Consider the following 14,291-nt stretch of genomic DNA (forward strand, 5'->3'; position numbering starts at 1 on the left):
AACGCGGCTCCCACCGCACGCCACCCCGTCAACTGCCGCGATCTTGCACTTCCCGCCCCGTCAATCCAGAGCAAATAGGGCACGTCGAGGGCCTCAAGTGCAAGATCGCGGAAGGCGGGAGACGGAAGGCGGAAGGCGGGAGACGGGAGGGGGAGCGGGAGGGGGCGGGAGGTAGGGCTGATGGTGTGGCCAGCAGTGCGGAAGCGCTGAGCAGGAACCGCAGTTCCCCGACCCGTGATTGCGGGACCACCTCGGACCGGAAACCGCGGCGGCGACCCGGGAGTCTCCGCGGTGAGTCGGTGGGGACGGTCCGGGGTATGCACCTACGGGTGCCCGGGTCGCCGATCATCCTCGGGGCCGAGGGCGCGGCGCGCACCCCTCTCTACCGTGGAATCAGCGCGGCGGATCGCCGCAGAAGTGGGAGACGACGATGAGTCGCAAACTGGTCCGGCCCCGCCAGGGGCGCATGATCGCCGGTGTCTGCGCCGGCCTGGGACAGCGGTTCGGCATGTCGGCCGGCCTGGTCCGGCTGCTGTTCCTGCTGTCGCTGCTGCTGCCCGGCACGCAGGTGATCATCTATCTGATCCTGTGGGTTCTGATGCCGAACGAGGACCGCTACCTCGCCACCCGCTGACGCGACACGAAGCCGGGACACCGGCACACACGCGACGCGCCCGCCCCGGACCATCGGGGCGGGCGCGCGGCGTCAGCGCACGAAGATCAGGGCGCGGTGTAGGTGACAGTCACCTTCTCGTAGCCGAGCGAGCGCAGCAGCCCTTCCAGCATCTTGCGGGTGTTCTCCTCGGCGCGGGCGGCGAGCCCACTGTCGCGGGCCGCCGCGGTGATCCGGTCCTCGGCGAGCTTGTAGATCTGCTGCTGCCGGTTGGGGTCGCCGGCCACCAGGTCGTTGAGCCGGTTGATCAGGCCCCGCTGCTGGGCGAAGACGTAGCTCTTGTCCATGTCCAGGTCGGTCTCGCCGAGCTGCGGCGCGGGCAGCTTGATCTCGGCGGACTTGCCGTCCTCGGAGACCGTCACCGCGCCGTCGGCGATCTTCGCGAAGTCGACGTACGCCTCGACGCGGCCCGCCCCGACGAACAGCGTGCGCTCGTTGAGCAGGAAGTCGGGCACGTTGCGCCGGTCGTTCTGCACGTCCACCACGACCTGGAAGTTGCCCTCGGCGGCGACGTAGCGGCTCAGGTCACGGATCGACTTGAGCAGCGGCGGCTGGCTGCGGTCGGTCTGTTCCTTGGCGAACGGGTTGCGGAAGTCGGGCAGCAGGCCGGTGGCCTGCACGCCGAGCAGCACCACCACCGCCAGCGCCGCCGCGCCGAGCACCCAGAGCAGGCCGCGCGCCGCGCCGCCGCCCGACGCCGGGGTGCCCGGACCGGGCTCGCGATCGGGGTCGCGGTCCAGGTCGGGCGAGCCCTCCGCCCGGTCGCGAAGGGACTCGCTGGTGGGGTAGTCCGGGAACTCCCGGGTGGGCTCGTTGATGTCACCGTCGCGGGCCATCGCCCTCACCGTCCTCGTCCGACACATCGACTGACAAAGACGGTACGGCCACCGTGCGACAGTCGCTCGCCGAGCGTCCCGATCGGGTGAAACCGCAGGTCAGGCGAACGCGGACAGGCCCGTCAGCCGCTGGCCGATGACGAGCTGGTGGATCTCGGAGGTGCCCTCGTAGGTGAGCACGCTCTCCAGGTTGTTGGCGTGCCGCATCACCGGGTACTCGCCGGAGACGCCGTTCGCGCCGAGGATCGTGCGGCACTGCCGGGCGATGGCGAGCGCCTCGCGCACGTTGTTCAGCTTGCCCACGCTCACCTGGTGGGGCTGCAGTGTGCCGGCGTCGGCGAGGCGGCCCAGGTGCAGCGCGAGCAGCATCCCCTTGTTCCACTCCACCGCCATGTCGGCGAGCTTGGCCTGGGTGAGCTGGAAACCGGCGAGCGGGCGGCCGAACTGGGTGCGCGTGGTCGCGTACTCCAATGCGGTTTCCAGGCAGTCGCGGGCCGCGCCGAGCGCGCCCCAGACGATGCCGTGCCGGGCCTCGGTCAGGCACCCCAGCGGCGCCTTCAGCCCGATCGCTTCGGGCAGTCGCGCGTCGGCCGGCAGCCGGACGTCGTCGAGCGCGATCTCGCCGGTCACTGACGCGCGCAGCGACATCTTGTGCCGGATCTCGCGCGCCGTCACCCCCGGCGTGTCCATGGGTACGGCGAAGCCGCGCACCCCTTCGTCGGTGCGCGCCCAGATCACGCCCACGTCGGCGATCGGCGCGTTGGTGATCCACAGTTTGCTGCCGTTGAGGATCCAGTCGTCGCCGTCGCGGCGGGCCCGGGTGGCCATCGAGCCGGGGTCGGAGCCGTGGTCGGGTTCGGTGAGCCCGAAACAGCCGATCGCCTCGCCGGCCGCCATGGCGGGCAGCCAGCGCTGCTTCTGCTCCTCGCTGCCGAAGCGCCAGATGGCGTACATGGCCAGCGATCCCTGCACCGACACCAGCGAGCGGACACCGGAGTCGCCGGCCTCCAGCTCCAGGCAGGCCAGCCCGTACGCGACGGCGGACGCGCCGGCGCAGCCGTAGCCGGTCAGGTGCATGCCGAGCAGGCCGAGCTTGCCGAACTCGCGGGCCAGCTCACGGGCCGGCACCTGGCCGTCCTCGTACCAGCCGGCGACGTGCGGGCGTACCCGGTCGGTCACGAGCTGGCGCACGACGGCGCGGATCTGCCGCTCCTCCTCGCTGAGCGACGCATCGATGTCGAGCAGGTCCAGAGGAGTCATGGCGTCACCTTAACCAAGGCTCAGCCGGGCGTCACTCGCCCTGGTCGCCGAGGACCAGCACGCGCGCGTGGATCTGGTTGCGCTGCTGCAGCGCCGCGCGCAGCGCCCGGTGCAGGCCGTCCTCCAGGTAGAGGCCGCCGTTCCACTGGACCACGTGCGGGAAGAGGTCGCCGTAGAAGGTGGAGTCCTCCGCGAGCAGCTTGTCCAGCGCCAGTTCGCGCTTGGTGGTGATGAGCTGGTCCAGCCGCAGCGGGCGCGGCGGGATCTCGGCCCACTGCTTCAGCGTGAGGTTGTGCTCCGGGTAGGGACGCCCGTCCCGGACCGCCCTGAAGATCACGGCGTGCTCTCCTCCCCCAGGCCCGGCTGACGATGTGGATGTCAGCCTAACCGCTCAGGTCCACCGTCCCCGCCGCACCACATCCTGCACCGGACGCCGCCCTCTACGCAGCGACGGTGACCGATGGTCAACAGCCCGATAACCCACTGTGATGGCTCCGACGGGGCTGAGTTCCGGCGGTACCCCGAACGCCTCCCGGTACGCCTCGATCCGCTGCGGCGGAATGCCGAAGAAGCAGGCGCCCAGCCCTTCGTCCACGGCGGTGAGCAGCATCAGCAGCGCCGCGAAGCCGGTGTCCACGTACCAGTAGGGCACCGGCCAGCGGTCCTCGGCGCGGTCCGCCCAGCCCTTGTCCGGCTCGGCGTAGCGGTCCAGGTAGGCGTCACGGTTGGCGTGCGGCACCACGATCAGCGGCGCCCGGCGCATCCCGGCCAGCCAGCGTTCCCGGCCGCCGCCACCGGGCGTGGTCGCCGCCCAGAACCGTTCCCGGTCCTCGGGTTCCTCCAGCACCAGGAAGCCCCAGCCCTGGGCGAACCCGGCCGACGGCGCGCGGACCGCGTGGTCCAGCAGGCGGTCCACCACCTCCGGCGGCACCGGGCGGTCGGGGTCGTAGTTGCGCACCATCCGGCGGCGGCGGACTACCTCGGCGAACTCCACGCTCAGACCTCCGGCCGGACGCCCCAGGCGCCCCGCCAGGTCTGCCCCGGCTCCAGCGTGATGACGTCCCTGCCGGAGCGGAACGCATCCGGCGGGCAGGTCATCGGCTCGACCGCCACCGACCGGCGGTGCCGTTCCCCGCCGAGCGTGTCGCCGGTGAACACCTGCCACCAGCCGAACTCGCGGTCCGCCCAGATCCGCAGCCCGGACGAGCCGTCCGGCGAGCCGAGCGTCACCGCCGAGCCGCCGTCGGCGTCCCGCTCGACGTCACCGAAGGCGGTGTCGAGGACCAGGTCGCCGATCGGGCGCGGGCTGGTGAAGTCGAACTCGGAGCCGGTCACCTCGGTCGCACCGACCGGAAGCAGGCGGCCGTCCACCAGCACCCGCCGCCGGGCCGGCAGGTGCAGCCGAATCCCGTCCACGCCGGCCTTCGGCAGTTGCAGGTAGGGGTGCACGGAGAAGCCGAACGGCGCCGGCTCGCCGGACAGGTTCGTCGCCTCGTGCTCGGCCCGCAGCCCGTCCGGGCCGACGCTCCACCGGGCCCGCAGCCGCAGCGCCCACGGGTAGCCGGGGCTGGGCGGCAGGTCGTAGCCGATCGTCACGCTCTGGGCCGACTGCTCGATCAGTTGCCACCGCGCCCAGTTCACCAGGCCGTGCAGCGCGTTGTGCCGCTCCGGCTCGGTGAGGTCGAGCTGGAACGACCGCTCCCCGAACGAGTAGACGCCGTCCCGGATCCGGTTCGGCCAGGGCGCGAGCACCTGACCGGCCGAGCCGGGGCAGACCTCGTCCTCGGCGTACCCGTCGAGGTAGTCCACGCCGTCGTGCCGGTAGGCCCGCAGCCCGCCGCCCACCTCGACCACGACGGCCTCGTGGCCGTCGGCGGAAATGGTCCACTGTGTACCGGACGGTGGCTGCACGTCGATCCCCATGTCGGCGACCCTACCGTCAGTGGCGCTCCTCGGCGGGGGTGGTCGAGCGATAGCGCAGCAGCGCCGGGAACGCCACCACCAGCAACACCGCGAGTACGGCGGCGGCCAGGCCACCACCGACCATGGCGACGCCGGTGCCGAACCCGGCGGCCGTCGCGCCGGCCCGCAGATCGCCCAGACGCGGGCCACCGGCCACCACGACGGTGTTCACGCCCTGGAGGCGGCCCCGCATCCGGTCCGGCGCGTAGACCAGCAGCATCGACTGGCGCAGCGTGGCGCTGACCAGGTCGGCGGCGCCGGCGACGCCGAGCAGCACCACCGCCACCCACAACTGCCCGGCCAGCCCGGCGAGCGCGATCGCGACGCCCCAGCCGACCACCGCCACGGTGAGCGCGAGGCCCTGCCGGCGGACCCGGCCGATCCACCCGGAGGTCAGGCCGCCCAGCATCGCGCCGATGGCGATCGAGCTGTAGAGCCAGCCCACCGCCGAGGCGCCGCCGAAGCGTTCCTGCGCCAGCTCGGGGAAGAGCGCCCGCGGCATGGCCAGGATCATCGCGATCAGGTCGATGGCGAAGGACAGCAGCAGCACCCGCGTGGTGGCCAGGTAGCGGAAACCGTCGACGATGCTGGCCAGCCCGGCCTTGCGGACGCCGCCGTCCGGGTCCGGCGCGGGCGGCATCGCGGGCAGCCGCAGCGTGGCCCAGAGCGCCGCCGTGTACAGCAGCGCGTCCGCCGCGTACGCGATGGGCAGCGCCGTCCCCACCTCCCACCCGGCGAAGATCAGGCCGGCGGCGAGCGGGCCGAAGACGGCGGCGGCGGTGAACGTGGTGAAGTTCAGCGTGGTCGCGGCCGGGACCAGCTCGGCCGGCACGAGCCGGGGCAGGATCGCGCTGCGGGCCGGTGAGGTGATCGCGAAAGCCGTCGACTGGAGGCCGACGAGCAGCAGGAGCAGCAGCGGGCTGCGCACGCCGGCCAGCGACTGCACCAGCAGCCCCAGCGTCGACGCCCAGAGCACGCAACCGCCGACGAGCAGCACCCGGCGGCGGTCCCGGGCGTCGGCGATCGCGCCGCCCCACAACCCGAACAGCAGCAGCGGCACGAAACCGGCGATGCCCAGCAGGCCGACCCAGAGCGAGCCGCCGGTCAGGTCGAACATCTCCACCGGCACCGCCACGGCGGTGAACTGGAAGCCGAACATCGCGATCGCGTTGCCGGTCCAGACCCGCCGGTACGCGGGCACGCGCAGCGGGCGCAGGTCGATCGCCCAGCGGCGCGCACCCCGCCGCCGGGCCTGCGTGACGTCGGTCACGGCGCGAGCCGCTCGACGACGAAAACCCCGTTCCCGGTACGCCGGAAGCGCAGCCGGTCGTGCAGCCGGCTGGCCCGGCCCTGCCAGAACTCGACCGTCTCGGGCCGGACCCGGAACCCGCCCCAGTGCGGCGGCGCGGGGATCGGGTCCACGTCGGCGAACCGTTCCGCCGCCGCCCGGTACGCCTCGTCGAGCGCGGCGCGGTCCGGCACCACCGTCGACTGGGCGCTGGCCCACGCCCCGAGCTGCGAGCCGCGCGGCCGGCTGGCGAAGTACGCCTCGGTCTCGGCCCGGTCCACCGGCTCGACCCGGCCGGTCACCGTCACCTGCCGCTGCATCGGGAACCAGGGGAACACCAGGCTGGCCCACGGGTTCCCGGTCACCTCGGTGCCCTTGCGCGAGCCGTGGTTGGTGTAGAAGACGAAGCCCTCCGGGTCGTACCCCTTGAGCAGCACGGTGCGCCCGCTGGGCCGGCCCCGGGCGTCGGCGGTGCCGAGCACCATCGCGTTCGGCTCGGGCAGCGGATGTGCCACCGCGTCGGCGAACCAGCGGGCGAACTGGGTGTGCCAGTCCGGCGCCAGGTCCGCCTCGGTCAGGCCCAGGTCGGCGGCGTACTCGTTACGCATACCGGCCGGTGCGGGTGTGTCGCCTGTCACTGTGCTCGTCCCTCTCCCGGGCGTGCCGGCGTCCCCCGACGCTGGCCAGGCCCCGGTACCCAGTCTTCTCCCTCTCTCGCCGACGGCCAGCGGCGGGGATGTCGTGTGGCGCACAGTGGCTGTGGGTCGCGCAGTCTGTTACCCACCGGGCAAGATGTTCCGAACCACATCCCTGAAGGGTCGCCTGAGCTGCGGGGCTCGATCAGCCCGCCCGGGCGCGCCGAGCCGAAGCCAGGAGACGACATGTCCGATTTCAAACCGGGCCTGGAGGGCGTCGTAGCCTTCGAGACCGAGATCGCCGAACCCGACCGCGCGGGGGGTTCACTGCGCTACCGGGGCGTGGACATCGAGGACCTGATCGGCCAGGTCTCGTTCGGCAACGTCTGGGCGCTGCTGGTGGACGGCCGGTTCGGCCCCGGCCTGCCGCCGGCCGAGCCGTTCCCGGTGCCGGTGCACTCCGGTGACATCCGCGTCGACGTGCAGTCCGCGGTCGCCATGCTGGCGCCGTACTGGGGGCTCAGCCAGCTTCTCGACATCTCCGACGAGCAGGCCCGCGAGGACCTGGCCCGGGTGTCGGTCACCGCGCTGTCCTTCGTCGCCCAGTCGGCGCGCGGCCTGGGCCTGCCGGCCGTGCCGCAGAAGGAGATCGACAAGGCGGAGACCATCGTCGAGCGGTTCATGAAGCGCTGGCGGGGTGAGCCCGACCCGCGGCACGTCAAGGCCGTCGACGCGTACTTCATCTCGGCCGCCGAGCACGGCCTGAACGCCTCCACCTTCACCGCCCGGATCGTCGCCTCCACCGGCGCGGACGCCGCGGCCTGCATCTCCTCCGGCATCGGCGCGCTCTCCGGCCCGCTGCACGGCGGCGCCCCGTCCCGGGTGCTCAGCATGCTGGAGGCGGTCGAGCGCAGCGGCGACGCCGACGGGTACGTCAAGGGCGTGCTCGACCGGGGCGAGCGGCTGATGGGCTTCGGCCACCGGGTCTACCGGGCCGAGGACCCGCGCGCCCGCGTGCTGCGGCGCACCGCCAAGGAGCTGGGCGCGCCCCGCTTCGAGGTCGCCGAGGCGCTGGAGAAGGCCGCGCTGGCCGAGCTGCAGGCCCGCCGCCCGGACCGCGTCCTCGCCACGAACGTCGAGTTCTGGTCGGCGGTGGTGCTGGACTTCGCCGAGGTGCCGGCGCACATGTTCACCTCGATGTTCACCTGCGCGCGGATGGGCGGCTGGTCGGCGCACATCCTGGAGCAGAAGAAGCTCCAGCGGCTGGTGCGCCCGTCGGCGACGTACGTCGGCCACGGCTCGCGCAAGCCGCAGGAGGTCGAGGGCTGGGACGCCATCCCGCACGGCGTCTGACGTCTCGCCCGGGGCCCCGCTTCCACCCGCCGGTGGAGCGGGGCTCCGGCACGTCCGGGACCGGCTCGCGGCCCGTGTGGCGGACGCCTCACCGACCGGCGTGGGACTGGCCGCCGGACGGCCCGGAGCAGGTGCGAGGATTGCCGTGGCAGTGTCGCCGGAACGGGCTCGGACGCCCGCCGCCACGCGGCAGCACCTCGTCCGCGCCCTGCCAGCTCACCTCTCGCCCATGCGGAAGGATCTTGAAGACCGTGGCTGACGCACCGACCATCCGGATTCCCGACGAGATCAGGCCCGCCGACGGACGATTCGGCTGCGGCCCGTCCAAGGTCCGTCCGGCCGCGGTCTCCGCCCTCGCCGACGTCGCCACCAGCTACCTGGGCACGTCGCACCGGCAGAAGACGGTCCGCGACCAGGTCGCCCGGCTGCGCCGCGGCCTGGCCGAGTTCTACTCCCTCCCCGAGGGGTACGAGGTGGTGCTCGGCAACGGCGGCACCACCGCGTTCTGGGAGGTCGCCACGTTCGGCCTGATCCGTGACCGGGCCCAGTTCGCCAGCTTCGGCGAGTTCGGCGCCAAGTTCGCCAAGTCGGTGAAGGATGCGCCGTTCCTGGGCGAGCCGACGGTGCGCAAGTCCGACGCGGGCAGCGCCCCGACGCTGGTCGCCGAGGCGGGCGTGGACGTCTACGCCACCCCGCACAACGAGACCTCCACCGGCGTCGCGGTGCCGATCAGCCGGGTCGCGGGCGCCGACGAGGGCTCGCTGCTGCTGGTCGACGCCACCTCCGGCGCGGGCGGGCTGGACGTGGACGTCGCCCAGACCGACGTCTACTACTTCGCCCCGCAGAAGTGCTTCGGCTCCGACGGCGGCCTCTGGCTGGCCCTGATGTCGCCGGCCGCGCTGGCCCGGGCCACCGAGATCAAGGAGTCGGGCCGCTACATCCCGGCCTTCCTCGACCTGGTCACCGCGATCGACAACTCGCGGCTGGAGCAGACGTACAACACCCCGGCGCTGGCGACCATCTTCCTGGCCGCCGAGCAGACCGACTGGATGAACTCCCAGGGCGGGCTGGGCTGGGCGGCCAAGCGCACCGCCGAGAGCGCCGGCATCGTGTACGGCTGGGCCGAGCGCTCGTCGTTCGCCACCCCGTTCGTGGCGGACCCTGCGCTGCGGTCCAACGTGGTCGCCACCGTCGACTTCGCCGACGGGGTGGACGCCACGGCGATCGCCAAGGTGCTGCGCGCGAACGGCATCGTCGACACCGAGCCGTACCGCAAGCTGGGCCGCAACCAGCTGCGGGTGGCGCTGTTCCCGGCCGTCGAGCCGGCCGACGTCGAGGCGCTCACCGCGTCGATCGACTACGTGGTCGAGCGACTCTGATCACGCCGTCACGGTGCGTGGCCGTCAGGGCTCCGGCGGCCACCCACCGTGATCATTACCGCAGCTCAGTCACGACATGCCGGGGTGTCGCAGTCCCCATCGGCGGGTAGATGAGCGTACGGTGGTGCGAGACGCCCGGGTGGCCGGCTCCCGTGGCGTGACGGCCAGCGAAGCGGGACGGAGGCAAGCCCATGCGCCCAGTACGCTTCGTCGCCCTCTCCGAGGACGGCCAGGCCCTGGTGCTCGCCGACGAGGTGGGGCGCCTGCTGGCGCTGCCCATCGACGAGCGGATCGCGTCGGCGCTGCACGCCGAGCCGGGCGCCCCGCCGCTCGCGGTGGTGCCGAGCGCCACCGACCCGACGCCGTCGCTGTCCCCACGGGACATCCAGGCCCGGATCCGGTCCGGCGAGTCCGCGGAGGACGTCGCCCGCATCGCCGGTGTGCCGGTCGACCGGGTGCTGCGCTACGCCGGTCCGGTGCTCCAGGAGCGGGCCATGCTCGCCCAGCACGCCCGCCGCACCCGCCTGAAGGGCGCGGAGAAGCCGACCCCGCTGGCCGAGGTCGTCAACGGCCGGCTGGCCCAGCACGGCATCGACACCGAGAAGATCTCGTGGGACGCCTACCGCCGCGACGACGGCACCTGGCGGATCATCGCGACCTGGCCGTCCGGCAAGGCCACCGCGCAGGCGGTGTGGGACCTGGACAAGACCCGGCAGAACGTCGCCCCGCACGACGACATGGCGCAATACCTCTGCGCCGAGCGGCCCACGCCGATCCTCGGCCAGGAGCCGGCACCGGAGCGGGGCGGTCACGCGCTGCCCGGTCCGTCGCGCGGCGAGCCGAGCCGGGGCGGGCACGGCCTGCCGGCCGCCTCCGAGCACGCCCGTCCGGGGCGTGACCCGATCCGCGCCGGCCGGGACGCGCTGCTCGCCTCGCTGGACCGGCCGCTCGGCGGCACGTCCGGGCGCGGTCTCGACACCCGCTCCCCCGCCGCGCAGGAGGCGCCCCGCCAGCGGGCCGTCGCCGGTGGCGCCGCCGCGCTGCTCGGGGGCGGGCAGGGCTCGGCCTTCGACGACGACTCGGACGCGCCGAAGGAGATCCCGGCCGTACCCTCGCTGGCAGTGCTGCGGCCGCGGCGCACCGGTGCCGCGGCGGCGACCGGCGGCGCGGGCGGCGAGTCCACCGAGGCCGGTGGCAAGCCGCGCAAGCGGCTGCCGAGCTGGGACGACGTGCTCTTCGGCACCGGCCCGGCGGCCCGCGAATCCTCCTGATCCGCAAGCTCCACCCTGGCTCGTTGAGAGGGCACTCCAAGTGCCGGCGTGCCAGGGTGGAGTCATGGAGTACACGAACCTGGGACGCACCGGCCTGTCCGTGAGCCGACTCTGCCTCGGCACGATGAACTTCGGTCCGCAGACCGACGAGCCGGACAGCTTCGCCATCATGGACCGGGCGCTCGAACACGGGATCAACTTCTTCGACACCGCAAACGTCTACGGCTGGAAGCTCGGTGAGGGCGTCACCGAGCACATCGTCGGCCGCTGGTTCGCGCAGGGCGGCGGGCGCCGCGACAAGGTCGTCCTCGCCACCAAGGTGTACGGCAAGATGGGCGAGTGGCCCAACGAGCAGGGCCTGAGCGCCCGGCACATCATCCGGGCCTGCGAGGACTCGCTGCGCCGCCTCCAGACCGACACGATCGACCTCTACCAGATGCACCACATCTCCCGGGCCACGCCGTGGGAGGAGATCTGGCAGGCGATGGAGACGCTCGTCGCGCAGGGCAAGGTGCTCTACGTCGGCTCGTCCAACTTCGCCGGCTGGCACATCGCGCAGGCGCAGGCCGCAGCCGGTAAGCGCAACTTCCTCGGCCTCGTCTCCGAGCAGTGCATCTACAACCTGCTGACCCGGTACGTCGAGCTGGAGGTCGTGCCGGCCGCCCAGCACTACGGGCTGGGCATCATCCCGTGGTCGCCGCTGCACGGCGGGCTGCTCTCCGGCATCATCCGCAAGATGGCCGAGGGCAGTGCGGCGCGCGGCACCACCGGCCGCTCGGCCGACGCGCTGGCCGAGCACCGCGGCACGATCGAGGCGTACGAGAAGCTCTGCGCCGACCTGGGCCACGACCCGGCTGACGTGGCGCTGGCGTGGCTGCTGTCCCGTCCGGGTGTGACCGCCCCGATCGTCGGCCCGCGCACCATGGACCAGCTCGACCGCAACCTCGGCGCGCTCGACGTCCACCTGGACGAGCCCACGCTGACCCGCCTGGACGAGCTGTTCCCGCCCGTAGGCAACGGCGGCCCCGGCCCCGAGGCCTGGGCCTGGTGAAAGGAAGGGCCCCTTCTTAACGCCTCAGGTAGAGAAGGGGCCCCTTCTTAACACGCCGCCGAATTAGCACGCCGCCCGCATCAACGCGCCGGCGCGAGCGCCCACGCGGCGATGCGCGTGTGGCGGGGCGTACTGCCCGGGTGGCTGCGGGTCAGCATCACCTCACCGGCCGACCACTGTGGGCCGGCGTACCCGTTGAGGGTGTCCCGGTCGGCGTGGAGGTCGGCCTCGGGCACCCGGTCACCGGGGCGGGCGATGGTCAGGTGCGCCCGGAACGGCTTGTCGTCGCAGGGCAGCCCGGCCTCGCGCAGCCCGCCGCGGATCGAGCGGGCGAGCGCGTCGAGCGCCTCGACGTCGCCGCGTACGTCGACCCAGAGCACAGTGGACCGGCCCTGACCGAAGCTGCCGCCGCCCGCGAGGCGCAGCAGTGGGGTACGAGCTGTCCGGGCGGCCGAGGCGAGCGCGTGCTTCACGTCGGGGAGCCGGACGTCCGGCACCTCGCCGAGGAAGGCCAGCGTGAGGTGCAGGTCCGCCGGATCGGCCAGCCGGGCGTGGCGGGCGGCCGCGACCCGCAGGCCCTTGACCCGGGCGGTCAGGTCCTCGACCGCCACGGCAGGTGGGTAGATCGCCGCGAAGAGACGCACCAGGTCAGCGGTGCCGCTGGTGGTGCGCGGCGCGGGCGGCCGGCAACGTCAGCCCGGCGGCGTGCAGCAGCCCTTCGACGCGTACCCGTTCGATCTCCCGGTCGACGCCGTCCAGTTCGGCCAGGTGCTCGTCGATGCCGAGCGCCCGGCAGGCGGCGCGCAGCCGTTCGTCGTACGCCTCGATGACCGCGCCGTGCCACACCACGCTGCGGTCGTTGGCGGCGAGCCGGTGGCCGCCGAGGCGGCGCAGGTCGGTGGCGAGCTGGTCCAGCGGCCGTCGGCCGTCCCGGTCGAACTCGGTGAGGTCGATGTCGCGGGTCAGCGCCTCGGCCTCGATGGCCCGGTCGAGCCGCGCGATGGTACGGCGTTCCCGGCGCTGCTCCCGCCACTCGGCCCACCCGCACGCGACCCGGTCGATGATCTCGTCAGCGCAGAACAGCAGCGCGAACAGGGCGGGCAGGCAGCAGACGGCGAGGATCGCCAGCGCCAGCAGCAGTCCCTGCCCCACTTCCACACATCGACGCTAAGCCCTGCCGCACCGGCCCGCCACCCGTTTGGGTAATCGGGCCGGTACGACCGGCTATCGGGGCTACTTGGCTCCGGGCGACACGACGTAGAAGCGGGGCATCGGGAGCACCCGCATCCGCAGCCGGGCGCCGGAGCGGCGCAGCTGCCAGGTGAGCGCCAGCAGCGCGGCGGTCAGCGAGATCAGGCCGCCGGCCCAGATGCTCGCGCCCGCGCCGTAGTGCTCGGCGACCCAGCCGATCAGCGGCGCGCCGACCGGGTTGGTGCCCAGGAACACCAGCACCCACAGCGCCATCACCCGTCCCCGGAAGGAGGCGTCGACACCGAGCTGGACGCGCTGGTTGGCGGCCTGAGCGAAGTAGATCATGAAGAACCCGGCGGGCAGCAGCAGCGCCACGACCAGCCAGTACGCCGGGGCGAGCCCGACGAGCGTGCCGAAGACCGCGCAGCCGATCGCGGCACCGAGCACGAGCCAGACCGAGGGCCGGCTGCGCCGTCCGGTGCCGGCCAACGCCCCGACCAGCGCACCGGCCGCGAGCGCGGTGCTGAACAGGCCGAACGAGGCGGCGCCGGTGTTGAACACGGTCTTCGCGAGCGCGGCGAGGGTGAGCTGGAAGTTGAACAGGCTCATCCCGATCACCGACATGAGGACCATCGGCAGCAGGATGTCGGGGCGGCGTGCCACGTACCGGAGGCCGTCGACCACCCGGGCCTGGTCCCGCTCGCCGACCGGCGGCAGGTCCTTGCGGTGCAGTTCCTCGGTACGCATCCGGACCACGTTGACCAGCGGGGCGATCGAGCTGAGCGCGGTGACCAGGAAGACCGGGCCGACGTCGACGGCGGCGATGGCCAGGCCGGCGACGGCGGGGCCGACGATCCGGGCGGAGTTGAACACTGCCGCGTTGAGCGAGAGCGCGTTCGGCAGCAGCGGCATGCCGACCAGCTCGGAGACGAACGCCTGACGGACCGGTGTCTCGACCGCGTTGGAGACGCCGAGCAGGGCGGCGAACGTGAAGACGTGCCAGAGCTGCACCAGGCCGGTCAGGACCAGGACGCTCATGGCCAGCGCGAGCACGGTCCAGAACGCGTTGGCGACGAAGAGCAGCATCCGCTTGTCGTAGCGGTCGGCGAGCCGTCCGGAGAGCAGCGTGAGCAGGAGTACGGGCGTGAACTGCAACGCGGTGACCACGCCGAGCGCGGTCGCCGAGTTGTCGCTGAGCTCGAGCACGAGCCAGTCCTGGGCGATGAACATCATCCAGACGCCGATCAGTTTGATCAGCTGCCCGGTGGCGAAGAGTCGGTAGTTACGGACCCGTAGGGACTGGAACATCGTGCTCAATTTGGCCTGCACTCTAGGTGCGCCTCCTTGCGTCGGTACGCTTCATCCACAGCTGACGAAGCGAACCGCGGGCGG

Annotated in this window: 15 protein-coding genes; 5 read left to right on the plus strand and 10 right to left on the minus strand. The window is 72.8% G+C overall.

Features of this window, described 5'->3' with window-relative positions; all coding sequences use genetic code 11:
* Positions 1 to 430: 430 nt before the first annotated feature.
* Positions 431 to 634 (plus strand): PspC domain-containing protein, encoded by a 204-nt coding sequence (locus DQE82_RS05710; RefSeq protein ID WP_043327136.1) that lies wholly within the window; start codon positions 431 to 433, stop codon positions 632 to 634.
* Between the two features lie 86 nt (positions 635 to 720).
* On the opposite strand, the gene DQE82_RS05715 is transcribed toward DQE82_RS05710, so the two are convergent.
* The 7 genes from DQE82_RS05715 to pdxH all read right to left on the minus strand — a co-directional run bounded on the left by DQE82_RS05715 (position 721) and on the right by pdxH (position 6,627).
* The gene (locus DQE82_RS05715) at positions 721 to 1,509 is read right to left on the minus strand and encodes a DUF4230 domain-containing protein (protein ID WP_113972152.1); all 789 of its coding nucleotides are present in this window, start codon (positions 1,507 to 1,509) and stop codon (positions 721 to 723) included.
* Between the two features lie 99 nt (positions 1,510 to 1,608).
* Entirely contained in the window at positions 1,609 to 2,769 is a 1,161-nt protein-coding gene (locus DQE82_RS05720; protein WP_113972153.1) for an acyl-CoA dehydrogenase family protein, read from the minus strand.
* 31 nt (positions 2,770 to 2,800) lie between these two features.
* Positions 2,801 to 3,106, minus strand: coding sequence for a type II toxin-antitoxin system VapB family antitoxin (locus DQE82_RS05725; RefSeq protein ID WP_013283726.1), 306 nt, complete (start codon positions 3,104 to 3,106; stop codon positions 2,801 to 2,803).
* A 54-nt stretch (positions 3,107 to 3,160) separates the two neighbouring features.
* Entirely contained in the window at positions 3,161 to 3,763 is a 603-nt protein-coding gene (locus DQE82_RS05730; RefSeq protein ID WP_043327142.1) for a nitroreductase family protein, read from the minus strand.
* 2 nt (positions 3,764 to 3,765) lie between these two features.
* Positions 3,766 to 4,692, minus strand: a complete 927-nt coding sequence (locus tag DQE82_RS05735) for an aldose 1-epimerase family protein (protein ID WP_043327144.1) — start codon at positions 4,690 to 4,692, stop codon at positions 3,766 to 3,768.
* Positions 4,693 to 4,708: 16 nt separating this feature from the next.
* Positions 4,709 to 6,001 (minus strand): MFS transporter, encoded by a 1,293-nt coding sequence (locus DQE82_RS05740; protein ID WP_069089567.1) that lies wholly within the window; start codon positions 5,999 to 6,001, stop codon positions 4,709 to 4,711.
* A complete protein-coding gene (pdxH, locus tag DQE82_RS05745) occupies positions 5,998 to 6,627 on the minus strand; it encodes a pyridoxamine 5'-phosphate oxidase (protein ID WP_069089568.1) in 630 nt (209 codons plus the stop codon). Before pdxH ends, DQE82_RS05740 begins: the two co-directional genes overlap by 4 nt.
* A 273-nt stretch (positions 6,628 to 6,900) precedes the next feature.
* Here pdxH and DQE82_RS05750 point away from each other — a divergent pair, with 273 nt between their 5' ends.
* From DQE82_RS05750 to DQE82_RS05765, 4 genes are all read left to right on the plus strand, one after another.
* Positions 6,901 to 8,007, plus strand: a complete 1,107-nt coding sequence (locus tag DQE82_RS05750; protein ID WP_043327149.1) for a citrate synthase 2 — start codon at positions 6,901 to 6,903, stop codon at positions 8,005 to 8,007.
* 251 nt (positions 8,008 to 8,258) lie between these two features.
* Complete coding sequence (gene serC / locus DQE82_RS05755; protein WP_113972154.1) at positions 8,259 to 9,386, plus strand: phosphoserine transaminase; 1,128 nt, start codon at positions 8,259 to 8,261, stop codon at positions 9,384 to 9,386.
* Positions 9,387 to 9,577: 191 nt separating this feature from the next.
* Positions 9,578 to 10,657, plus strand: coding sequence for a septation protein SepH (sepH, locus tag DQE82_RS05760; protein WP_043327153.1), 1,080 nt, complete (start codon positions 9,578 to 9,580; stop codon positions 10,655 to 10,657).
* Between the two features lie 64 nt (positions 10,658 to 10,721).
* Positions 10,722 to 11,708 (plus strand): aldo/keto reductase, encoded by a 987-nt coding sequence (locus tag DQE82_RS05765; RefSeq protein WP_113972155.1) that lies wholly within the window; start codon positions 10,722 to 10,724, stop codon positions 11,706 to 11,708.
* An 80-nt stretch (positions 11,709 to 11,788) separates the two neighbouring features.
* Here DQE82_RS05765 and thpR read toward each other — a convergent pair whose 3' ends face one another.
* From thpR to DQE82_RS05780, 3 genes are all read right to left on the minus strand, one after another.
* On the minus strand, positions 11,789 to 12,352 hold the full coding sequence (gene thpR / locus DQE82_RS05770) for an RNA 2',3'-cyclic phosphodiesterase (protein WP_113972156.1): 564 nt from the start codon (positions 12,350 to 12,352) through the stop codon (positions 11,789 to 11,791).
* A 4-nt stretch (positions 12,353 to 12,356) separates the two neighbouring features.
* Complete coding sequence (locus DQE82_RS05775) at positions 12,357 to 12,866, minus strand: hypothetical protein (protein ID WP_030503563.1); 510 nt, start codon at positions 12,864 to 12,866, stop codon at positions 12,357 to 12,359.
* Positions 12,867 to 12,941: 75 nt separating this feature from the next.
* Entirely contained in the window at positions 12,942 to 14,228 is a 1,287-nt protein-coding gene (locus DQE82_RS05780) for an MFS transporter (RefSeq protein WP_064448807.1), read from the minus strand.
* Positions 14,229 to 14,291 lie beyond the last annotated feature (63 nt).

It is taken from the genome of Micromonospora sp. LHW51205 (genome assembly GCF_003315815.1).
Lineage (GTDB): Bacteria > Actinomycetota > Actinomycetes > Mycobacteriales > Micromonosporaceae > Micromonospora > Micromonospora chalcea.